General features: G+C 66.4%; 15 protein-coding genes. 2 read left to right on the forward strand and 13 right to left on the reverse strand.

Features of this window, described 5'->3' with window-relative positions:
• Window positions 1-56 precede the first annotated feature (56 nt).
• From AC5P74_RS13365 to AC5P74_RS13385, 5 genes are all read right to left on the reverse strand, one after another.
• Window positions 57-1,283, reverse strand: a complete 1,227-nt coding sequence (locus AC5P74_RS13365) for an AGE family epimerase/isomerase (RefSeq protein WP_329842598.1) — start codon at window positions 1,281-1,283, stop codon at window positions 57-59.
• Window positions 1,280-2,275 carry a carbohydrate kinase family protein gene (locus tag AC5P74_RS13370; protein WP_138953590.1) on the reverse strand — a complete coding sequence of 332 codons (996 nt, stop codon included), beginning with the start codon at window positions 2,273-2,275 and terminating at the stop codon, window positions 1,280-1,282. The genes AC5P74_RS13365 and AC5P74_RS13370 overlap by 4 nt, the downstream gene beginning before the upstream one ends.
• Before the next feature lie 7 nt (window positions 2,276-2,282).
• Complete coding sequence (fucP, locus tag AC5P74_RS13375; protein WP_005416346.1) at window positions 2,283-3,596, reverse strand: L-fucose:H+ symporter permease; 1,314 nt, start codon at window positions 3,594-3,596, stop codon at window positions 2,283-2,285.
• A 60-nt stretch (window positions 3,597-3,656) separates the two neighbouring features.
• Window positions 3,657-4,706, reverse strand: coding sequence for a LacI family DNA-binding transcriptional regulator (locus tag AC5P74_RS13380; RefSeq protein WP_005416345.1), 1,050 nt, complete (start codon window positions 4,704-4,706; stop codon window positions 3,657-3,659).
• A gap of 96 nt (window positions 4,707-4,802) precedes the next feature.
• Window positions 4,803-7,268, reverse strand: a complete 2,466-nt coding sequence (locus tag AC5P74_RS13385; RefSeq protein WP_495204970.1) for a GH92 family glycosyl hydrolase — start codon at window positions 7,266-7,268, stop codon at window positions 4,803-4,805.
• Window positions 7,269-8,343: 1,075 nt separating this feature from the next.
• Here AC5P74_RS13385 and AC5P74_RS13390 point away from each other — a divergent pair.
• Window positions 8,344-11,418, forward strand: a complete 3,075-nt coding sequence (locus tag AC5P74_RS13390; protein WP_053500459.1) for a TonB-dependent receptor — start codon at window positions 8,344-8,346, stop codon at window positions 11,416-11,418.
• Between the two features lie 187 nt (window positions 11,419-11,605).
• On the forward strand, window positions 11,606-11,800 hold the full coding sequence (locus AC5P74_RS13395) for a heavy-metal-associated domain-containing protein (protein ID WP_005416342.1): 195 nt from the start codon (window positions 11,606-11,608) through the stop codon (window positions 11,798-11,800).
• 78 nt (window positions 11,801-11,878) lie between these two features.
• Here the strand turns inward: AC5P74_RS13395 and cueR are convergent, their stop codons facing one another.
• The 8 genes from cueR to AC5P74_RS13435 all read right to left on the reverse strand — a co-directional run bounded on the left by cueR (window position 11,879) and on the right by AC5P74_RS13435 (window position 23,159).
• Window positions 11,879-12,334 carry a Cu(I)-responsive transcriptional regulator gene (gene cueR, locus AC5P74_RS13400; RefSeq protein ID WP_188248180.1) on the reverse strand — a complete coding sequence of 152 codons (456 nt, stop codon included), beginning with the start codon at window positions 12,332-12,334 and terminating at the stop codon, window positions 11,879-11,881.
• 11 nt (window positions 12,335-12,345) lie between these two features.
• Complete coding sequence (locus tag AC5P74_RS13405; RefSeq protein WP_346608004.1) at window positions 12,346-14,847, reverse strand: heavy metal translocating P-type ATPase; 2,502 nt, start codon at window positions 14,845-14,847, stop codon at window positions 12,346-12,348.
• A gap of 161 nt (window positions 14,848-15,008) precedes the next feature.
• Entirely contained in the window at window positions 15,009-17,966 is a 2,958-nt protein-coding gene (locus AC5P74_RS13410) for a TonB-dependent receptor plug domain-containing protein (RefSeq protein ID WP_346608003.1), read from the reverse strand.
• A 392-nt stretch (window positions 17,967-18,358) separates the two neighbouring features.
• A complete protein-coding gene (locus AC5P74_RS13415) occupies window positions 18,359-19,096 on the reverse strand; it encodes a copper homeostasis protein CutC (RefSeq protein ID WP_253135575.1) in 738 nt (245 codons plus the stop codon).
• On the reverse strand, window positions 19,093-20,091 hold the full coding sequence (locus AC5P74_RS13420; protein WP_095377680.1) for a glycosylasparaginase: 999 nt from the start codon (window positions 20,089-20,091) through the stop codon (window positions 19,093-19,095). Before AC5P74_RS13420 ends, AC5P74_RS13415 begins: the two co-directional genes overlap by 4 nt.
• A 51-nt stretch (window positions 20,092-20,142) precedes the next feature.
• Complete coding sequence (locus AC5P74_RS13425) at window positions 20,143-21,165, reverse strand: glucokinase (protein ID WP_495222490.1); 1,023 nt, start codon at window positions 21,163-21,165, stop codon at window positions 20,143-20,145.
• A gap of 84 nt (window positions 21,166-21,249) precedes the next feature.
• A complete protein-coding gene (locus tag AC5P74_RS13430; RefSeq protein ID WP_005409434.1) occupies window positions 21,250-21,534 on the reverse strand; it encodes a hypothetical protein in 285 nt (94 codons plus the stop codon).
• A gap of 35 nt (window positions 21,535-21,569) precedes the next feature.
• Window positions 21,570-23,159, reverse strand: coding sequence for a calcineurin-like phosphoesterase C-terminal domain-containing protein (locus tag AC5P74_RS13435; protein WP_053500446.1), 1,590 nt, complete (start codon window positions 23,157-23,159; stop codon window positions 21,570-21,572).
• Between the last annotated feature and the right edge of the window lie 6 nt (window positions 23,160-23,165).

Genomic DNA, 23,165 nt, shown 5'->3' on the forward strand with positions numbered 1-23,165 from the left:
TCAACACGCCACGGTAGCGCCGGACCACGTCCGGCGAGCGCGCAGCGCGGCAGACCTCAACGCACCACGTTCAACACTTCGTAGCACGCACCCATGGTGTGGTAATCCACCTTGCCGGCCGGGCTCTTCTCGTCGCTGTACTTGCGATTGTCGGCATCGAGGATGCGGAACCAGGCGCCGTACCGGTGATCGACGAAGTGTTCCCACGAATACGCCCAGATACGCTCGTACCACTGCCAATAGCGGTCATCGCCGGTACGCTTGGCCATCAGTGCGGCGGTCGCAAGCGTCTCCGCCTGCACCCAGAAATACTTGTCGTCGTCGCAGACGAAACTGTCGCCACCGATCGGGGCGCCATCCATGCCCGGCTGCCGGCGCGACTCCGGCGCGAAACCGTAGTACAGGCCACCCCGCGTCTCGTCCCAGCTGCGCGCCACGGCCACGTCGAACAGGTGCTGCGCGGTCGGCACCAGCCAGTCGACCTGCACATGGCGGTCCAGGATCAACAACAGCTTGGCCCATTCGGTCTGGTGGCCCGGCTGGAAGCCCCACGGGCGAAACAGGTGCTTGGGGTCGTCCAGGTTGTAGTCCCAGTCGATCTCCCAGTTGGAATCGTAGTGCTCCCACACCAGGCCACCGGCCTTGGCGGCCTGGCGACGGGTCATGTTGTCGGCCAGCTGCAGCGCGCGCTCCACATAGCGCTGTTCGCCGCTGGCCTCGAAGGCGGCCAGCATCGCCTCGCACATGTGCATGTTGGCGTTCTGGCCACGGTAGCCGGTGAAGTTCCACTGCCCATCGGCTTCGTCCTTGTAGAGGCCGTGCTGGGGCTCCCAGAAGCGCGCTTCCAGCAGCTGCCAGGTCTCGTCCATCCAGGCGCGGGCCTGTTCGAGACCGGCCTTCAGTGCGCAGCTGTAGGCCAACAGCACGAACGCCACGCCGTAGCAGTGGTTCATGTCGTCCTCGACCTTGCCGTCGCGCAGGGTCCAGGCGTAACCGCCGGTGGCCGGGTTGCGGTGCCCCTCGCGCAGGTAGCGCACGCCGTGCTCGACCGCCTCACGGTACTCGGCGTTGCCGAATTCGCGGTAGGCCATCGCGTAGTTGAAGACGAAACGCGTGCTGCTCACCAGATGGCGATGGTTGGCGTCGTAGATGCTGCCGTCGTCACGGAAGTAGTGGAAGAAGCCACCGTCCGGGTCGATGCAGTGCGGGTGGTAGAACGCCATCGTGTCGGCGATATGCGCGCGCAGGAACGCGGGCGAACGGAAATCGGGCGAGGTGCTCATGCGGTAATGTCCTGTGCCTGCAGCAGCTGCTGCACTTCATCGAGCGAGGGCATCGCGGCGAACGCGCCCTTGCGGGTAACAGCCAGCGCGCCGACTGCGGCGCCGAAGCGCAGCGTGGCGGTGATCGCCTCCGGGTCCTGGCAGAAGGCGGCAAAACCGGTACCGGCGCCGCCGCGCTCCAGCAGCCCAACCAGCACGCCACCGACGAAAGCATCGCCAGCCGCCGTGGTGTCGACGGTGGCCACGCGGAAGCTGGTGACCGTGCCGTGGTTGTCGCGCGTGTACCAGTGCAGCGTGGCCGCACCGTCGGTGACGATCACCCAGCGCGCGCGCGCAGCGAGCAGGCGCCGCAGTACCGCTGCCTCGCCATCGGCACCCAGCGGCGCGGCCAGGTAGTCCAGTTCCTCGCGCGACAGCTTGACCAGGTCGGCGCGTTCCAGCGCCTGCCACAGGCGCGGTGTCGGGTCCTCGTTCGCCGGCCACAGCGCCGGACGCAGATTGAGGTCGAGGCTGACCACCGCACCAGCCGCGCGCGCACGATCCATGCCGGCGAAGGTCGCCTCGGCGATGGCCGCTTCGGTCAGGCTGTTGGAACAGACATGGAAGCACTGTGCGCTGTCGAAGCACGCCGCCTGGAAGTCGCTGTCACGGAACAGCAGGTCGGCTGCCGGCGGGCGATAGAAGCTGAAGCTGCGCTCGCCGCTGGCATCCAGTGCGACGAAGGCCAGTGCGGTCTTGGCCGCATCGGTACGCACGATGTAATCCGTGCCCACGCCGTGCTCGACCAGGCTGTCGGCCAGGAAGTCGCCGAACATGTCGCGGCCCAGCGTGCCGACGAACTGCGTCTTCGCACCCAACCGTGCGGCCGCAACGGCAACGTTGGCCGGTGCACCACCGGCGTACTGCAGGAAGGCGCGCGGCGTGTCGGCCGAGGCCGGCGGCTGCGCTAGTAGATCGATCAAAATTTCGCCGAAGCAAACGATGGCACCCATTCCGGACTCAGCCTCCCTGCGTTGCGGAGGCCGGCGTACGCGCGCCGACCAGTCCGTAGAAAATGATGTAGCCGTAGCACAGCAGCGGCAGGATGAAGCTGGCCTGCACACCGATGTGGTCGGCCAGCACGCCCTGCAGGTACGGCACCACGGCACCGCCGACGATAGCCATGATCAGCAGGCTGGAGCCCTTGTTGGTCAGCGGCCCCAGGCGCTCGATGCTCAGCGCGAAGATGGTCGGGAACATGATCGAGTTGAACAGGCCGATCGCCACCACCGAGTACAGCGCGATGTTGCCGGAGCTCAGCATGGTCGTGACCAGCAGCGCCACGTTGACCAGCGCGAAGATCGCCAGCAGGCGGCTGGGCGAGAAGCGCGCCAGCAGCGCTGAGCCCGCGAAGCGGCCGATCATCGCCATCGTCCAGTAGGCCGACACGTAGTGCGTGGCTTCCTGTTCGCTGAAGCCACCGATGTTGGGCATCGACAGGTAGTTGACCAGGAAGCTGCCGATCGACACCTCAGCGCCGACGTAGAAGAAGATGCCCAGCACGCCCAGCAGCAGGTGGCGCTTGCGCAGCGCATCCAGGTAGCTGTGGTGGTGGCCCTGGTCGGCCTGCTCGGTGGCGTCGCTCAGCGCCGGCAGGCGGAACAGGAACACGAACAGCGCCAGCAGCACCAGCGCCACGGCCAGGCCCACGTACGGTCCCTGCACGGCCTGCGCCTCGGCGGCACGGTAGGCCAGCTGCTCGGCGGCCGGCAGCGCCGCGATGTCGTCAGCGCTCTTGACAGTGTTGGACAGGATCAGCATGCCGCCGAAGATCGGCGCGATGGCCGTGCCCAGCGAGTTCAGCGCCTGCGCCAGGGTCAGGCGGCTGGAACTGGTCTGTTCCGGGCCCAGCAGCGCGACGTACGGGTTGGCGGCGACCTGCAGCACGGTAATGCCCGTGGCCAGTACGAACAACGCACCGAGGAAGGCGCCGTACACGCGCAGTTCGGCCGCCGGCCAGAAGCCCAGCGCGCCAATGCCGGCGATCACCAGTCCAGCCACGATGCCCTTCTTGTAGCCCAGCGCCGCCACCAGGCGGCCCGCCGGTAGCGACATCAGGAAGTAAGTACCGAAGAAGGTGAACTGCACCAGCATCGCCTTGGCGTAGTTCAGCTCGAACACCGCCTTCAGGTGCGGGATCAGGATGTCATTGAGGCAGGTCAGGAAGCCCCACATGAAGAAGATCGTGGTCACGACAGCCAACGCCTTGCCGTTGGTGACGGCGGGTGCGTTGCCCGAAGAACCCGATGGACGGGGCGTTGCGGAGATCGGCATGCGGTACGCGCCTCGATGCGCGGAAGGTCGTTGTTGCGTGGAAGGGGTATGCGGAAGGAATCAGTTCGGTCGTGCGGCACTGCTTTCGCGGATGCGCAACTGCACCGGCGCGACCGTGCGCCGAGGCGGTGCATCGGGTTCGTCCAGCCGCTGCAGCAGCAGCGCCGCAGCCTGGCGGCCACGCTCGCGCGGGTCGGCGGTGAGCGTGGTCAACGGCGGTACGGCCACCGCCGCCTCGGAAATATCATCGAAGCCGGTGACGGCGAAATCGCCGCCCGGACGGATGCCGCGCGAGTTCAAGCCCAGCATCAGGCCCAGCGCGACGGTGTCGTTGTAGCAAACCGCCGCACTCGGCCGATGACCGTCGGCGAAGAGTTCATCGGTGCGCGCTGCCGCTTCCAGGCGGTTCGGGGCCGACTCGATCATCCAGCCCGGCGGCAGCGAAAGACCGGCCTCGGCCAGCGCCTGCTGGAAACCCGCGCGGCGCTGGTGGCAGGAACTGGATGCGGCGTGGCCCCCGAAGAACGCGATCTGCCGGTGGCCGCGCTCGATCAGGTGGCGCGTGGCCAGATAGGCGCCGTGCTGGTTGTCCAGGGTCAGGAAGTCCCAGTCGGCCCCGGCCAGTTCGCGGTTGAACAGCAGCACGTTGGCATTGGCACCCAGTGCCTGCCGCAGCTGTGCGGTATCGCTGCCCTCGGCCGGCGACAGGATCAGGCCGGCCGGGGTGTGCTCCATCAGCGTGGACAGCACCGCCTGCTGCCGCTCCGGCGATTCACCCGTGCTGCCGAGCAGGGTCACGTAGCCACGCCCGCCCAACGCCTCGTCCACGCCCGATGCGAACTCGGCGAAGAACGGGTTGGAGAGATCGTTGATCACCAGCGCGATGCTCGACGAGGTACGACGGCGCAGGTTGGCCGCCGCACGGTTGTAGACGTAACGCTGGCGGCGCAGTTCGGCCTCGACCTTGGCGCGGGTATCGACGTTGACCAGCGGGCTGCCACGCAGCACCAGCGACACGGTTGCCCGTGACACGCCGATCGCGCGCGCGATGTCGGTCACCGTCACCGCCTTGCCGGCGCGCTTGCTGGGACTGTTGCCGTTGTCGTTCATCGTCTTCCCGGACTCCGCTGGAGGCTCAAGCCTAATGGATCAGGGCCGTGTCGTGCCGTGCCGTTCGCTGGGTCAGCGCGAACGGCACAGTCCGGCTCAGCGCAGCTGGCTGCCCGGTGCCGCGCACCAGGACACCGGCAGGTCCTTCACCGCGGTGCCCCAGCCCTGCTCCGGCGCCTTCGCGTCGAGCGCGAACTGCAGGCGCGGGCCCTGCTGCAGGCGGTCCCAGTCCAGCCACACCGGTGCATGCGCCTGGCCGTCGACCCGCACACCCTGCACGTATTGCAGGCGGCGGCCATCGGCACCCGGCGCGTCGATGCGCAGGGTTCGGCCATTGCCCATATCCACTTCGACCTTGCTGAAGCGCGGCGTGTGCAGCAGGAACTGGCCGCTGCCCGGCACCGCCGGGTACACGCCGATGGCGCTGAACAGGTACCAGGCCGACATCGTGCCGAGGTCATCGTTGCCGGTCACGCCATTAGGGGCATTGGTGAACAACTGCTGCGCGGCACGCACCACGGCGGCGGTCTTCCACGGCTGGCCGATCAGCGTGTACAGCCACGGCGAGTGCAGGTCCGGCTCGTTGTTCGGGTTGTAGCGGAACTGGTTGTAGTAGCTGTAGGGCCCTACCACCCACGCCTTGCGGGCGGCATTGAGCGGATCGGCCTGCAGCGCGTCCATCGCGAAGAACGCATCCAGGCGGCGACCGGCCTGTTCGCGGCCGTCCATCGCTTCGACCAGGCCCGGCACGTCCTGCTGCGCCAGCCACTGGTACTGCCACGCCGTGCCCTCATGGAAACCGTGGTGCGAACGCGGGCTGTAGTGGCCATCGGCCGGCGTGTACCACTGGCCATCCTCGGTGCGCGGGCGCGGGAAGCCGGTGAAACCCGTCTCGGCATCCCGCACCTGCGGGTCCCACACCTTGCGCCAGTTGCGGCCACGCTCACGCAGCGTCGCCGCATCCTGCGCATGGCCCAGGACATCGGCCATCTGCGAGAGCGCGCAGTCGGCCAACGCATATTCCAGCGTGGCCGAACCACCATGGTGCGGATCGACATCCATGCCCTTGGACGGGAATGCGCGGTCGTAGGCCACATAGCCCTTGTCCAGGTAGGTCGGGTTGCCGGAGCGTCCGGCCATGCGCGAGTTCAGTGGCGGCGTGCCGAAGGCATTGCGGCGCAGTGCATCCCAGGCCTGCGATTCACGGCCCTTGAGCGCGCCGAAGCGCCACAGGTCGACCATGAACGGCGTGACCGGATCGCCGGTCATGATGTTGGTCTCGAAGTTGGCATAACCCCAGCGCGGCAGCCAACCGACCTGTTCGTCGATCGCCAGCAGGGTACGGCCGATGTCGCGCGCCACGTCCGGGCGGGTCAGCGCCAGCCACTGGTTCTGCGCGCGGTAGGTATCCCACAGCGAGAAGTACTCGTAATAGGTCCAGCCATCGGCGCGGTGGATACCGTCGTCATAACCGCGGTAGCGGCCGTCGGCGTCGTTGCCGGTCATCGGCTGCAGCAGTGCGTGATAGACCGCGCTGTAGAACACCGCGCGGTCGTCGGCAGTGCCGCCCTGAACACGCACCCGGCCCAGCTGCTCGCGCCAGGACTGCTGGGACAGCGCACGCATGCGGTCGAAGCCGAGCAGCACCCCATTCTGCATGCCTTCTGCGCGCAGGTTGGTGCGCGCGCCTTCGGCATCCACGTGCGAGATCGCGCTGACCGCCGTCACCGACTGGCCCTTGGCCAGGTCGAAGCTGAGCCAGGCGCCGTTCGGCTTCTGCTCGCCTTCCATGCTGTGGCGCGCGCCCGGCAGGCCACCGCCCTCACCCCAGGTGCCATGCGCCTTGAACGGACGGTCAAACTCGATGCGGAACCAGGTGGTGTACTGGTGGCCGCCACAGAAGCTCTTGGTGACCAGTTTGCCTTCCACCACACGATCGCCGACCACATCGACCACGCTGCCGATCACCGAATGGCGCTCGTTGGCCTGGCCGACATTGACGAGCACGTGGCCATCGCCGCTGGGCTGGCTGAAGGTGTAGCGCTCGGCGGCGGCACGGGTGCGCGCGGTGGCTTCCGCATCGATGCCGCCGTAGCTGGTCAGGCGCACCTTGTAGTAGCCGGCCTGGCCGACCTCACCATCGTGGGTGTAGGTCGATGCGTAGGCCTTGTGGTCGAACTGCTTGGCATTGCCGGTATCGAAATCGCCGCCCGGACCGATCGAACCGGTCACCGGCAGCACCGACACCTGGCCACCCTGCTCCCAGCAGCCGGCGCCGGAAATGAACGAATGACCGAAGCCACGGATCTTCTCGTCGTCGTAGCGCCAGCCCGAATAGTGGCTGCCGATCGGGCTGACCTGGATCAGGCCGAACGGCGCCGACGCGCCCGGGAACGTATTGCCGTCGTCCTTGCTGCCGATGAAGGTATTGACCTCGCGTTCCAGCGCGGCCGGTGCGGCCTGCAGCAGCACCGGCACTGACGACAGCGCGAGCAGGCAGGCCAGGCGCACCAGCGGGCGCGAGGACAATGGGACGGCGGGAGCGGACGGCACTGGACGCATGTCGGGTTCCTGTAGTCGATGACGCGGAGGCAGACGGCCGGGGCCGTCCGGCACCGTTCCGCTGAGCCCTGCCCTGACCTGCAGAGAGCTCCCCCTGGAACGACGCCCGACCCACCAGACCGTGAATTTAGATCGATTCAAGTAGAGCATGCAGGTTCAGCCGAATGCATTCTGCGGCGCAGCATGAGATGGGGTGTTCGGCAGGGCTGCGCCCTGCACCTGCTACGAGCTGGAGCAACAGCAACCGCAACAGCAGAAGCAACAGCAGAAGCCGGTTTCCTGTGGGGAGTCGGGGTGGGTCCGGTTGCGGGGGACGCCGTAAACCCGTCCCTGGGGGCTTGGCCGCGGCATCCATGCCGCGGACACCCCCGCAACCGGACCCACCCCGCCTTCGACAGATTCTCGCGATCTGCAACGGATCAACGCCATGCTTGGCTGAATCTCTGACAGATAACGAAATCAATTGGGGTCAGATCCGTTTTCCATAGGAAAACGGATCTGACCCCATGCCGTTCCACATTCCGTCGCCAGGACAATCCAACCGTCACCGGGAGGCTGTCAAAGGTGGGGCGGCGTGGGCTGGCAGGACCGTTGGCGCCATGGATGGCGCCATCGAGCCCCCATGGACGGGTTTACGGCGTGTCCTGCCAGCCCACACCGCCCCGCCAAACCAGCAGAAAACCAGAGCCGCTTTGGCTTTGGCTTTGGCAGTTGCCGGCCAGCGGCCGGCACTACCGCAGGTGCAGGGCGCAGCCCTGCCGACCCACCCTCCCCTGCGCACGAAAACGATTTCACTGATTTCAGCAAACCGTCATCCCTTCGCCACGCCAGTACCATATTGCGCAGCAGCATGCGCCTGCGGGCGACCCGTGCTAAAAATCGCCCGCCCATCGCTTAGATCGATCCAAGACGACGCTGCGATGGCCGGGAGTTGGGGGAGCAGCAACAGGACGTACCAGGCCACGCGCGCGGCGCCACTGGCAGTTGCTTGGCGACAGCGACAAAGTCACTTCAAATTAGATCGATTCAAGTTGTCCGTGCCACGTCACCGGATCAATCCATGAGAGAGGGAGAGATGGGAATGAAGCATTCAACACGTACGCATGGCCAGGACGCATTGTCGTTGGCCATCGCGCTGGCCTTGGCCGCCGCCGTCATTCCGGGTGGCGCCGCCGCGCAACAGGCCGCTTCCACCGGCTCGCAGGACGCCACCACCCTGGACAGCGTCCAGGTCACCGGCTACCGCTACGCCATTGAAAAGAGCCTCGAGCAGAAGCGCGACGCCAACGCGGTGGTCGAGGTGATCACCGCCGAGGACGTCGGCAAGTTCCCCGACAAGAACGTGGCCGACGCACTGCAGCGCGTGCCCGGCGTGGTCATCACCCGCAGCGGTGGCGAAGGCAAGAGTGTCAGTGTGCGCGGCCTCGCGCCGGACCTGACCCTGACCCAGTTGAACGGCAACTTCGTCGCCTCGTCGGAGACCAACAACGAAGCGACGCGCTCCTTCAACTACACCCTGCTGCCATCGAACATGTTGTCCAGCGCGGAGCTGTTCAAGTCGCCGGAAGCACGCATCGACGAAGGCGGCATCGGCGGCACGGTCATCCTGCATACCCGCCGCCCGCTGGACATGGAATCCAACTCCGGCTACGTGAACCTGGAGGGCACCACCTCCGATACCAGCCACGATGTCGATCCGCAGGCGTCCGCGCTGTACTCGTGGCACAGCAAGGATGAGCGCTTCGGCGTCCTCGTCGGCGTGACCCAGCAGAAGCGCACCACCCGCACCATGGAAGCCAGCACCGAGGACTACCAGTGGTACGGCAATGGCACCACGGCCCGCGATGCCAACGGCAACCTGCTGGAACAGGATGGCATCCACTACTGGTGGGGCCAGTCCGGCTTCAACAACCAGGCTGGCAAGAACTACAGCGAATTCTTCATGCCGACCTCGGTGAACTTCGCGGTGAAGGAAGAAAAGCGCGAGCGCAAGGGCGGCCAGCTGACCTTCCAGTTCAAGCCGGTCGACAACGTCACGATGACCGCGAACTACTTCCGCTTCGAGCTGCAGGGTGACTACACCCAGAACATGCTGAAGGTGCCGGAGTGGAACCTGGCCCGCTACAACCAGGACGGCAACTGGGCCGGCGGCCGCCTGCTCAACGGCCTGGATTTCGACCCGAGTGGCAGCATCGTCACGGGTGCGCAGTACCAGAAGCTGGCCGGAAAGACCTATTACTGCAGTGAGGAAGAAGCAGCGGCAGCCGGCCTGGAACCCGGTGGCTGGGGCCCGGACGACTGCACCATCCCCACTCCGCAGCTCACCGGTGGATACAGCAAGGAAAAGGCACTGTCGCAGACCGCCGACCTGACCATCGACTGGGATATCAGCCCGCTGTGGAAGGCCTCGTTCACCGGCGGCCGCACCTGGTCCGAAGGTGGTCCGTCGATGAATTTCCGCATGTCGGCCAAGCCGCGCCGCAAGGTTGGCAACCAGTGGCAGTCCGGCAACCAGTACACCGCCTGGGACCTGACCGGCACACCGTCGGTGCAGTTCTCGCCGGACCTGCAGCAGCAGTTGATGGCGGGCGTGGCCGAAGTCGATACCGGCTCGACCGATTCGTCGTGGATGCAGACCGAGGTCAAGCAGAACTACTTCCAGGCCGACGTCACCAAGCTGTTCGAGGCCGGCTGGCTGGATTCGATCCAGTTCGGCGCCAAGTACCGCGATGGCAAGGTCCACCGCAACACCGGCAACACCTATTGGGTGTGCCCGGGCCTGGATCCGTCCGACTATGACAACAACCGCTACCAGGCCGGTTGCGATCCGACCGCAGGCGATGCGCAGCCGGGCTTCTTCCTGTCCAACCCGATCAGCAACATCACCGGCGCGTTCAACGCCAACGTGTTCCCGGGCATCAACTACCCGGCCTACATCGACTACCTGAACAAGACCTACGGTGGCTCGCACAACCGCACCGAAGAAGACTTCGTCTACGACGTCAACGAGAAGATTTATTCCGGCTACTTCCAGGCCAACTTCCGCACTGAGCGGGTACGCGGCAACATCGGCGTGCGCGTGGTGCGGACCAAGCAGTTCGCCCAGTCCAGCGATTCGGTCGAGCGCTTCAACGACTATTTCGTCGACAACGCCAGCGGCGCGCCGATGAGCTGCGATGATCCGGCCGCCGACCCGAACCTGCGCTGCCAGGGTGGCTTCGTCCGCCTGCCCGACCCGCAGGTGCGCGACAAGGTGTATGCCCTGTCGTCGCTGGAAAAGACCTATACCGACGTGCTGCCCAGCTTCAACATTGCCTGGGACATCACCGACAACCTGGTGCTGCGTGGCGCGGCGTCGAAGGTGGTCGCGCGCCCGAGCTACACCAGCATCGCCTATCCCGGTGGCCTGCGCTACATCAGCGAAGAGTACGCCAACGACCGCCGCGTCACCGGCGGCACCGACACGCCCGGCTGGTACGGCTCGGGCAGCAACAAGGCGCTGGAACCGTTCAAGGCGGTCCAGTTCGACCTGGGCCTGGAGTGGTACTTCAAGCCGGGCGCGGTCGCAGGTGTTTCGCTGTTCCGCAAGAACGTGGACAACTTCACCGTGCCGGTGGTGCGCGACCAGCAGATGAACGTCGGCGGGCAGTCGGTCACCGTGCAGAAGTACGAGACCCAGGCCAATGGCCGCGATGGCGTGTCGCAGGGCGTGGAACTGTATGGCCAGTACACGTTCGACTTCGGACTGGGCGTGCAGGCCAACTACACCTACAACGACACCAACCTGGCCTCGATCGTGCTGGATGGCGAGGAAATCGGCTCCTCGCCGCTGGTCGGCAGTGCCAAGAACCAGGCCAACGTTACGGTGTTCTACGAGAACGACAAGTTCCTGGCGCGCGCCTCGTACAACCGTCGTGGTGAAGTGGTCGGCGGCCTGAACAATGGCATGACCACCTACACCAAGCCTTACAGCCAGCTTGACCTGAACGTGGCCTACAACCTCACCCCGGACTGGACGGTGACCGCCGCCGTACTGAACGCCACCAAGTCCGAGCTGCGCAGCTACATCGGCAACGACAGCCAGGCCCGCCTGCTGTCCAATCTGTACGCCGGGCGCCAGCTGTATTTCGGCGTGAACTGGAAGTTCTGAGGCAGCGCCGGGCCTGGCCCGGCGCAGTCTTGCCCGCCCCGACGGGAATGGTCCTCCACGGCAGCCGCGCTGGTACAGGCGGCTGCCGTTTTCATTTGCCTGCACCGCCGTTCAGCCACCTGCTTGACCCTGCCATCGTTGGAAGGTGCACACTGGTTTCACCTCACGAGCACCGAAGGAGCTACAGATGGAATTCCATGTTGACGGCATGACCTGCGGCGGCTGCGCGCGCAGCGTGACCCGCGCGATCCAGCAGATCGATCCCAGCGCCAGTGTGGTGGCCGATCCGCCGACCGGCCTGGTCAAGGTGCAGACCACCGCATCACAGGAGCAGGTGTTCGCCGCGCTGAACGATGCGGGATTCCCGCCGCGCACTGCCTGATCCCCTGCTTTCTGCCACAGCGGAGCCCGCCCCCTGCACTGTCACTGGGCGGGCTTTTCCTGCACGCGACATGGAAACTCAGCGCTTGCGCGCGCGCCGCCGCACCGCGCCGGTCTTCGCTGCATCGACCGGCGGCGGGGCCTCATCGTCTTCACCCAGCCGCTGCAGGATCGGGCATTCCGGGCGCTCATCGCCGGCACAGCAGCGGATCAGCGATTTCAGCGTGTCGGCCATCTGCCGCATGTGCTCGATGCGCTGTTCCAGGTCGGCGATGTGCTGCTCGGCAAGCTGCTTGACGTCAGCACTGTGGCGCGACGTGTCGTTCCACAGGCCCAGCAGGTCGCCGATCTCGGCCACCTGGAAGCCGAGATCGCGCGCGCGGCGGATGAAGCGCAGGCGATGGATGTCGGCCTGCGAATACGCCCGATAGCCTGACTCCGTTCTATCCGCCGCAGGAATCAGGCCGATCTGTTCGTAGTAGCGGATCATTTTCGCCGACACGCTGGAGGCCTTGGCGGCATCACCGATATTCATGCGATTCTCCTTCAGTGGGTCGCAACGGCGGCATCCGCCATCGGCGGCTGGAAGCGGCGCAGGCGCAGTGCGTTGCCCAGCACGAACACACTGGACAGTGCCATCGCACCGGCCGCGAACACCGGCGACAGCAGCACGCCCCAGACCGGGTACAGCACGCCGGCGGCCACCGGAATCAACGCGGTGTTGTAGGCGAACGCCCAGAACAGGTTCTGCCGGATGTTGCCCAACGTCGCCTTCGATAGCGCAATGGCATTGGGTACGCCCTGCAGGTTGCCCGACATCAGCACCACGTCGGCCGATTCCACCGCGATATCGGTGCCGGTGCCGATGGCCAGGCCGACATCGGCCTCGGCCAGTGCTGGCGCATCGTTGATGCCGTCACCAACGAAGGCGACGTGGCCGTGCGTGGCCTTCAGCCGGCGCACCGCCTCGACCTTGCCTTCCGGCAGCACCTCGGCCACCACTTCATCGATGCCGAGCTGGCGCGCGATCGCCTTCGCGGTCCCGGCGTTGTCGCCGGTGATCATCGCCACCTTCAGGCCCAACCGATGCAGTGCCGCGATCGCTGCCGGGGTGCTCGGCTTGATCGGATCGGATACCGCGATGATCGCGGCCAGGCGACCGTCGATGGCGGCATACAGCGGCGACTTGCCCTGCGTGCCGAGTTCCGCCGCCAATGCTGCGAATGCAGTGATGTCCACGCCCAGGTCGCGCATGAAGCGATCGGCACCGACCTCCACGCGTGCACCCTCGACACTGGCCCGCACGCCCATGCCGGTGACCGATTCGAAGTCGACCATGCCCGGCAACGTGATGCCCTGCCCGGTCGCGGCATCAACAATCGCGCGGGCGATGGGATGCTCCGAGCGCGACTCCACCGCGGCCACTGCCGCCAGAACCCTGTTGCGATCGAAGCCGGCAGCAATCTCCAGGTCGGTCAGGCGCGGGCGGCCTTCGGTCAGCGTGCCGGTCTTGTCCACCGCCACCACCTGCGCGTCCTTCAGCAGCTGCAGTGCTTCGCCCTTGCGGAACAGCACGCCCATTTCGGCGCCACGACCGGTTCCGACCATGATCGAGGTCGGCGTGGCCAGGCCCATCGCGCACGGGCAGGCAATGATCAGCACCGCCACCGCATTGACCAATGCAAAGCTCAGTGCCGGCGATGGACCGAAGATCAACCAGACCGCGAAGGTCGCCAGCGCGGCCAGCATCACCGCCGGCACAAACCACAACGTGACCTTGTCGACCACCGCCTGGATCGGCAGCTTCGAGCCCTGCGCCTGTTCGACCATGCGGATGATCTGCGCCAGCAGGGTCTGCGCGCCCACGGCCGTGGCCCGCACCGTCAGTGCGCCCTTCTGGTTGACCGTGCCACCCACCACGCTGCTGCCCGGCAGCTTCTCGACCGGAATCGGCTCGCCGCTGATCATCGATTCATCGATGTAGCTGCGGCCTTCAACCACCTCGCCATCCACCGGCACGCGCTCGCCCGGGCGCACTTCCACCACGTCGCCGCTCTGCACTTCATTGATCGGGATGTCGACCGCGCGGCCGTCACGGATCACATGGGCCACCTTGGCCTGCAGGTTGACCAGGCGCTTGATCGCTTCAGAGGTGCGGCCCTTGGCCCGGGCCTCCAGGAAGCGGCCGAGCAGGATCAGCGCGACGATCACCGCCGCCGCTTCGTAGTAGACGTTCACCGTGCCCGGCGGCAGCAGCCGCGGTGCAAAGGTCGCTACCACCGAATAGCCGAACGCCGCGGCGGTGCCCACCGCCACCAGCGAATTCATGTCCGGCGCCAACCGCAGCAGCGCCGGGAACCCCTTCTGGTAGAAACGGCGGCCCGGAATGGCCAGCACCAGCGCGGTCAGCACGAACTGCAGGTACCAGCTGGCCTGCATGCCGAGGGTGGACATCACCCATGCGTGCATGCCGGGAATCAGGTGCGAGCCCATTTCCAGTACGAACACCGGCAGTGCCAGCGCGGCCGCCACGATCAGGTCGCGCTTCAGTTCGGCGCGCTCGGCATCCTTCTTTTCCGCAGCCTGGTCATCGGACTGCACACCCGCCTCGATCACACGTGCGTCATAGCCGGCCTTGTCGATCGCGGCGACCAGCGCAGCCACGTCCGCCATGCCACGCACCGTGGCGCGCTCGGTGGCCAGGTTGACGCTGGCCTGGCTGACGCCGGGCACGGCCAACAGCGCGCGTTCGACACGGCCCACGCAGGAAGCGCAGGTCATGCCTTCGACCGCCAGTTCGGTGGTCGCTGCGGGCACGTCATAGCCCACCCGCTCCACTGCCTGGACAAGCGCCGCGCGATCCACCGGGCCCGACGGACGAATGTCCGCCCGCTCGGTGGCCAGGTTCACCGAGACACTGCCCACGCCCTCGACCTTGGACAGTGCTGCCTCGACCCGGCCTACGCAGCTGGCGCAGGTCATGCCCTCGATGGGCAGGCTGATGGTGGAGGGGCTGGCGGGGGCGGCAGCGGCGCGCGGCGTGCTCATGATCGGATTCCCGGGTTTCCTTCTGGATGCGGACAGGCTAAACCTTGCCATCGTGGGAAGGTCAAATCCAGCCTGTCCGCATGCCTCAAGGGGGCGCCGCCCCCGGTGTTCCGTTTCCGCATCCACGCATGGCGTGGATCTACCGGCGGAGGCCGGTCTCCTCAGAAGGTGAACACATACTCCAATGCGAACTCGCGGCCGACCGCGCTCAGCAACCGGGTCGGGGCGAAGTCATAGTCCAGCTTGTACGGGTCCTTGTGGTTCCAGCTGGCCGAATTGAACACGTTGTTGACGTAGACATTGACCTTGGCGTGCTCGGTCACCTGGTAACCCACGTTGACGTTCCAGGTGATGAACGGCCCGACCCGGCCGAAGTAGCGCGAGGTCTGCTGGCCCGCGTTGGGGTTCGGGTTCACCGAGCCATCCGGCAGCTGTGCCGGTTCCAGGCAGTTCAGCGACGGACTGTCACTGGGCACGTAGCCGTCGGCGAACGGCAGGCAACCGCCGGGATTGTCCAGGCGATCGGTGCCCCAGTGATAGCGCACGCCCGGCACCGAACCCACGCGGTCGGCATAGACGTTGGCGTTCCAGTTGCCACGCTGCCAGGCCAGGCTCGCGCGCAGCTTGCTGCGCAGGTCCCGGTCGCGCCGTTCCGGGTTCGGGTCGTTGGCGTAGCGCTGTTCCTTGGTCGAGATCTGGTTGGTGTAGTTCAGGCCCAGCTGGAAGCTGCCCCACTGCGCGGTTTCCAGGCGATAGCGTGCAGTCAGGTCGATACCGCGCACTTCCCGGCTGGCCAGGTTGAACGGGCCGCGCTCGATCGACACCAGCCGGCCGCTGCTGTCGCGGTTCACGCGGGCCAGGATGCCGGCGCAATAATCGCCACCGGCCGGATTGGCCCACGGCGTGCCATCGATGTTCTTGCCCGTCAGGCAGCCGGCCTCGCTGGCCAGCACCTCGTCGGCGCCGACGTCGACGATCATGTCTTCCAGCTTGATCGCCCAGTAGTCGGCGCTGACCGACAGGTTCGGCATCACGTCCCAGACGAAGCCGACCGTCCACGAATCGCCGGTTTCCGAACGCAGCAGCGGCGTGCCACGCCGGTTCACGTCGAAGGTGTACCAGACATCGGTGTTGCCCACGCCACAGTTGTTGACCAGGTAGGCACCGCTCTGGATGCAGCGCAGGCGGTCATAGGTCTGCACTTCGGAACTGCTCGGCTGGCCCAGCAGATAGTGCATGTCCGGCGCGTGGAAACTGGTGGCGTACGAGCCACGCACCAGCAGCGATTCGACCGGGCGCCATTCCAGGCCGACGTTCCAGGTGGTCTCCTTCTGGCTGCCGATATCCAGCGCTTCACTGCTGTCATCGGCCTTGTAGTTGCCATAGCGGTCGTAGCGGGCGGCCGCGGTGGCCGTCACGCTCTCCAGCAGCGGGATCTTGAACTCGACGCCGGCAGAGTAACGGGTGCGCTCGCCGCCACCGCGATCGACGTTCTGCAGATCGAAGTCGATGCCGGCGCGCGGGTCCGGGCTGAGGTGATAGCCCTGCTGCGCGACTTCGGCCACGGCGGCGAACGAGATCGGGCCGGCCCAACCCTGGAACAGTTCGCCGGTGATATCCGCCGAGGCCTGGTTGACCCAGGACGTTGCGCGATTCTTCGCGACGGTGCCCATCTGCCAGTACTGGTCCGGCGTCAGCGGATTCCACCAGCGCGATTCGTTCAGTGCATAGATCGCCTCGCCATCGGCGGTGGTGCCCAGCTTCGGTCCCAGGAAGTAGTCGTACGACTTCTGCTTGTCGACCACGTTCTGCCTTTCCTCCACCCGGTAATACGAGCGCCCCACCGTAGCGCTCCAGTCGAAGCGGTCGGCGAGGCGGCCACGCAGGCCAGCGCTCCAGTCCCAGGACAGTTCGCGGTTGGTGTTGCGCAGGGTGTCCAGGCCGCCGACTTCGTTCGGAGTGAACTGGCGCACGCCCAGGATCGGACGGTTGCGATTGGCATCCCAGTAATAGCCGTTGTCGTCGTCGATCAGCGAGACGCTGGGCGGGTTGGTGCCCCAGATCGCTTCGGAGTGGTACACCGCCAGGTTGGTCCAGGCCTGCAGGTCGCTGCTGAAATCGAAGGTGGCATACAGGTTGCCGGACACGTTCTCGGCACCACCGGTCAGCAGCCAGTTGGCGTAGTCGGCGCTCATGCCGCACAGGCGGCCGGTGTTGGTGATGCGGTTGGCGGCGTAGTTGTAGACCAGTCGATCGGCCGTGTAGTACTCACCGTCGAACTTCTCGCAGGTACCGGTGGGCGGCGCCAGGCGCTGGCCCGTCGTCGGATCGATCAGCGCCAGCCCGGCCGTGGGACGGAAGCCGACCTTGCGCTGCTCCATGTTCCAGGACGCATACGGCGCATCATCGGCATCGTCCATCTGCGGGCGGTCGCGGCCGAACAACGGATCGCGCTTGGTGTACTGCAACGCATAGGTCACGCTCCAGTTGTCACCCGTTTTGCCGCCGGCCCATGACAGGTCCCAGGTGTCGCGCCCGCCTTCGGTGGAGGTGCCGCCGCGCACGCGCACTTCGTCGCCGTCGTAGTTGGTTTTGAGGATGACGTTGACCACGCCGGCGATCGCGTCCGAACCATAGATGGCCGAGGCGCCGCCGGTCAGTACTTCGATGCGTTCCACCGCTGCGGCCGGAATGTTGCCGTAGTTGGAGAAATTGGTTTCACCGCCATACGGCAGCGGGTAATCGGCCACGCGACGGCCGTTGACCAACAGCAGCGAGCGGTTCGGGCCCATCCCGCGCAGGTTCAGCCCGCTGGCATTGGGCGTGTGCGAACCCCACTGCGAGGCGGCTTCGACGGTACCGGTCGCTTCGGTGAGCGTCTTCAGCGCGTCGTACACGCTGACGAAGCCCTCTTTCTGGATCTGCTGCGCGGTGATCACGTTGACCGGGGCCGGACCTTCGACCGCGGCGCGCTTGATGCGCGAACCGGTAACGGTGACCGCGTCCAAGTCCTTGGTGGACGAACTGGCCGCTTCCTGTGCACCAGCGGCCAGGGGAAACAGGACCAGGACCAGTGCCTGGGACAGCAGGTGACGACGCTTGCGAACGGACTGAGCCATGGGTGATTGCTCTTGGAAAGTGTGGACGCACGGACGGGTGGTGGCGTAGCACGACGGCTGATCCGGGTACCGGGATCGGTTCACGACCGTCCCAGCCCCTCCCCTGTGGATCGATCCAAACTAAAGCACAGCTGAACCGCGCCGGGCATGCGGCGATGCAGCAACCGCTGGCGGAATGCCGCTATCGGCTGCCGGTATCCAGAACAATCAAAGGGTTGCGCAACATCGCTGAGAGAACGGCGCACACGTCAATGACACGAACGCGACAATCGCGCGCGGAACGGTTTTGTCCGCGTTGTCGCGTGCGACTGTAGAGCCGAGCCCGTGCTCGGCTGATGTCGTTTGCCGCAAAGCGCAGCCGAGCGTTGGCTCGGCTCTACAGGAGAAGCGGGTTACCTTGCGCTGTCCAGCGCCTGCCGCAGTGCGGCCACGGTGGCGGTGGCGGTCTGGCTCCAGTCCGGGTCCAAGCCGCGCAGCGCCGGGTTCTGGAACTGCATGGCCGAACGCCGCAGGCCCTTGGCCGAGGCGTGCAGTTCGGTGCAGCCGCTCCGTCGCGCAACGGCCGCGATGTTGGCCGGTCCCAGCCCGGCGCCGGCCATCACCGTGATACGTCCCGCCGCTTGGGTGACCAGACCCGCCAGCACATCCGCGCCGGCCTCGGCGCTGACCTGGCCGCCCGAGGTCAGCACGCGCTGGCAACCCAGCTCAACCACCTGCTCAAGTGCCGCAGGCAGATCGCGGGCAGCATCGAAGGCGCGATGGAAGGTCACCTGCAGCGGCCCGGCGGCCTGCACCAGTTCACGGCACAGCGCCAGATCGATCCCGCCCTGCACATCCAGCGCACCGATCACCACGCCATCGCAGCCGAGCGCGCGGCACTGCGCGATGTCACGCAGCATCAGTTCGGTTTCCAGTGCGTCGTAGTGGAAGTCGCCCGGGCGCGGGCGCACCAGTACGAACAGCGGAATGGACAGGCGTTCGCGGGCGATCGCGATGCTGGCGAACGACGGCGTGGTGCCGCCCTCGGCCAGGTTGTCGAACAGTTCGATGCGATCGGCGCCGCCGGCCTGGGCGGCCAGCGCCGAGGCCAGCGAGTTGCTGGCGATCTCCAGGGTCAGCCGTGTGCTCACGCCTGGGTGCTCGTGTAGATCGACGGCGAATCACGCAGGTCATCCTGGCGCTGCGCATCGCACACCGCGTAGACGAAGCCGCGATGCAGCGCGTAAGCGCCCACCTCGCCCTGCTTGTTCATGGCCAGGAAGCACACCTGCAGCGTCTTGCTCGCTTCGGGGCGCTTGCGCACCACGCGATCGATCGCTTCGCGGCAGGCCTGCGCCGGCGAGCGCCCCTGGCGCATCAGCTCGACCACCAGGAACGAGGCCGCATTGCGGATCATCTCCTCGCCCACGCCCGAGGCAGTGGCCGCGCCCACTTCGTTGTCGACATACAGGCCGGCACCGATGATCGGGCTGTCGCCGACCCGGCCGTGCAGCTTCCAGGCCATGCCGCTGGTGGTGCAGGCGCCGGCCAGCTTACCGCGGGCATCCAGCGCCAGCATGCCGATGGTGTCGTGGTTGTCGCTGTTGCCAGGAATACTACGACGCTCAGCATTGATCTGCGGCTGGTACTTCTCGGTCTTCAGCCACTCGCGCCAGGCCGCTTCGGCCTGCGGCGTCAGCAGGTGCCTGCGTTCAAAACCCTGCTGCACCGCGAACTGCTGCGCGCCCTCGCCCACCAGCAGCACGTGCGGGCTGTTTTCCATCACTTTGCGGGCCACCGACACCGGATGCAGGATGTCCACCAGCGCGGCCACTGCGCCACAACGGCCATCACCATCCATGATGCTCGCGTCCAGGCTCAGCACGCCGTCGCGATCCGGGTTGCCGCAATGACCGACGGTGGGGTTGCACAGCTCGCTCTCAGCCCAGCGTGCGCCCGCTTCCACCGCATCCAGTGCGCTGCCGCCCTGCGCCAGCACCTCCCATGCGGCCTGGTTGGCCGGCACGCCGAAGTCCCAGGTCGAAACCACCTTGGCCCCACCCTGCGTGCGCGCCTGCACGCCCGGCAAGGCCACCATGCCTGCAGCCAGTGCGCCGGCCTGCAGGAACTGCCTGCGATCCACCATCTTCCCCTCCCAGTCTGCAATGCACGGCCGGCCCGATGCCGGCCACGCCGATCAGTCTTGCGTGGGCTGCCGTGCGGCGTACCAGACCGCTGCGCCGAGAACGCCCAGTTGGCCATGCTCCACGCGCCATACCGGCACCTGGCGCAGTACCTCGGTCAGCACGCCCTTGTTGAGGAAGCGCTCACGGAAGCGGCCATCGGCCAGGAAATCCTGCACATGCGCAGAAATGCCCCCGGCCAGGTACACCGAACGCGCACCCACCGCGATCGCTGCGTCGCCGGCCAGGCTGCCCAGCCAGGCACAGAACACCTGCAGCGTTTCCACGGCCAGCGCATCCTCGCCGCTGCGCGCGGCGCCGATCAGTGCCTCGGTGCTGCCCCACACCGGGGTGACATCGCGCAGTTCGCACAGGCACGGATACAGGTTCATCAGGCCACTGCCGGACAGCACGCGCTCGTTGTCCACGTGCGTCCAGCGCTGCAGCAGCTTGCCCAGCACCTGCAGTTCCAGCGCGGTGCCGGCGCCGAGCGCGGCATGGCCGATCTCGCTGGCCAGCACCGGACGCTCGCCGTCGGCAAAGCGCAATGCTGCACCCAGGCCGGTACCGGCGCCCAGCACCAGCGCCGGGAACGCCTGCGCCGGGTCAGCATCGCCATTGAGCGGCACCAAGGTGTCAGGCTGCAGGTAAGGAATGGCCAACGCCACCGCTTCAAAATCATTGATCAGCTGCAGCTCATGCAGCCCGGACTGCACCCGCGTGGCCGACAGCGAGACCGTCCATGGCAGGTTGGAATTGATCAGCACATCGCCATCGAGCAGGCCGGCGATGGCGACCACGGCGGCCTCTACCGGCTGGCCGAGGCCTGCGGTGAAATCAGCAAGGATCGCCGACAGGCTCGGATGCTCGGCGCAGGCATAGGTGCGATGGCTGCCCAGCAGTGGTGCCTGGCCGGGTTGCGTTTCAGCCAGCGCCAAACGGGCGAAGGTGCCGCCGACATCGGCGACAACGAGACTGCGCGGAAGACCGCCGCGGGCGGAGTCGGTGGAAACCGGGGACGCTGCTGCGATGGTCACGCTGGCCTGCTTGGATCGATTGAATCGCCCCGATTCTCAGGCATCGGGGCGGCTTTGCCTAGCGCGCCGGCGGTTCAGGTTGGACTACATGCCTTCCTGTTCGGCCACCTGCACACCATCCACCAGCACGCGCAGGCGCTGCGGGCGGAAGCCGGCGAACAACAGCGGCCGGGTGCGCTCGACCAGCACCTCATGGCCGGCGATGTGGCGCAGCCACGACTGTACCAGCGAGAACGAGAAGTGGGTGCCCGGATGCAGCGGATGCTGCACCCAGACCTTCTCGGTGGCGCTCTGCAGCAGCATCGCGCCGGTGAACCAGTGGCGGCTGAGGGTGACTGGCGTGGTGCCGGCCATGAAGCGGATATCCATGCGGGGTCCTTTCGCTGGAGCGGAGATGCGGGGGATCAGGGCTGTGCCGTCTGCAGGCTGTAGCGGGTGGTGGCGGTGAATACTGCACCATCAGGCTGGGTAGAGCGTACTTCGACCTTGTGACTGCCCACTGCCAGGTCGGTCGGCAGCGCGCCACGCCACAGGTGCGGCGACGCGGTGGCCTCCGGCGAACGGTCGTAGCCGCGCAGGCTGTCAGCCAGATCGTCAGCCACGTTCTCCACCATCAGGCGCGGATCGGGCTGACTGACCTGCTTCATCGGCTGCCAGGCACCGCCATCGACGCGGTACTCGACCACGCTGGCGTCCTCGCCCATGTAGACGTTGGCGTAGACACCCCACGCCGGATAGGCCCCCTGGCGCAGCACCTTCGGCGCATGCAGGCCGATCTGCTCGCTGGCCGGCTTGCCGGCCACGCGGTACTGCAGTTTGTAGCTGCCATTGCCGGCGACGTCCAGCAACGCGTAGCCCTTTGGCGTGCCATCACTCATGGCGCTGTCCGGCACGCCGGCGGCATCCTTCACCCCGGACCAGAATGCGCCGCAGTTGGCACCGACGTTGTATTCGTGCAGCGGCTTGTCACCGTTCCAGCCGTCGGCCTTGCCGTGGTAGACGTGCTGCTGGGTGTGGCTGTGCCCGCTGAGCACCAGCACGTTGCGGAAGTCCTTCAGCAGGTCGAACAGGCGCTGGCGGTCAGCATGACGGAAGGTCTCGCGCCCCGGCGCGGCGTCGAACAGCGGGATGTGCATGCCCAGCACCAGCAGGCGGTCCTTGTGCAGGCCTTTCAGGTAGCTGGCAAGGAAAGCGAACTGGTCTTCGCGCAGGCCACCGACATACTTCGGCCTTGCGTTGGGGTCATACACCACGTCGTCGAGGAACACGAAACTGGCACCGCCCTCTTCCACCGCGTAGGTGTCCGGGCCGTAGATGTTGCGCCAGCTGTCCAGCGAATGCTCGTCGCTGGCTGCATCGAAATCGAGGTCGTGATTGCCCGGCACATGGAACCACGGCACGCCCAGCGACGTGGTGACCTTGTTGATTGCCGGATACAGGGTCAGATCGTCGTTGACGATGTCACCCAGGGTGGTGCCCATGCGCGCCTTGGTCTGGCCGATCAGCGGCGACACGATCGACTGCTGGTAGTAACCGATGTCCTTCAGGCTGGCGGTCTGGGAGTCGGTGAAGACCAGCATCTGGAAGCCGCGACGGCTGTCATGGCGATCCGACTGCAGCGCGAAATCCCAGTTGCGGGTGACATCGCTGGTGGCGGCGATGCCGCCGTACTTCAGCGCCGGCGAGCCGTTCGGGCGGAAGTGGCGCCAGAACGAAGGCAGGCCGTCTGTCGCCTTCGGGAACGAATACGCATCGGGCTTGATCACGAACACGGTCTGGCCGTCACGCACCGGAAGGCTGTAGCTGCCATCGGCGGCGGTCTTGACTATCGTCTCGCCGTTGGAGACCTGCACCCCGGCCAGGCCCGGATCGGTCGCACCGCGGCCCGGCTTGCCGTCACGCTCCAGATAGACCTTGCCGGTGACCACGGTGTCCGCAGCCCAGGCCGGCGAGGTCAGCAACAGGCAGCACAGCCAGGCGGCAGGCAGTTTCATGGGAGG

The organism is Stenotrophomonas sp. YJH_SMC_94-11, from assembly GCF_059370435.1.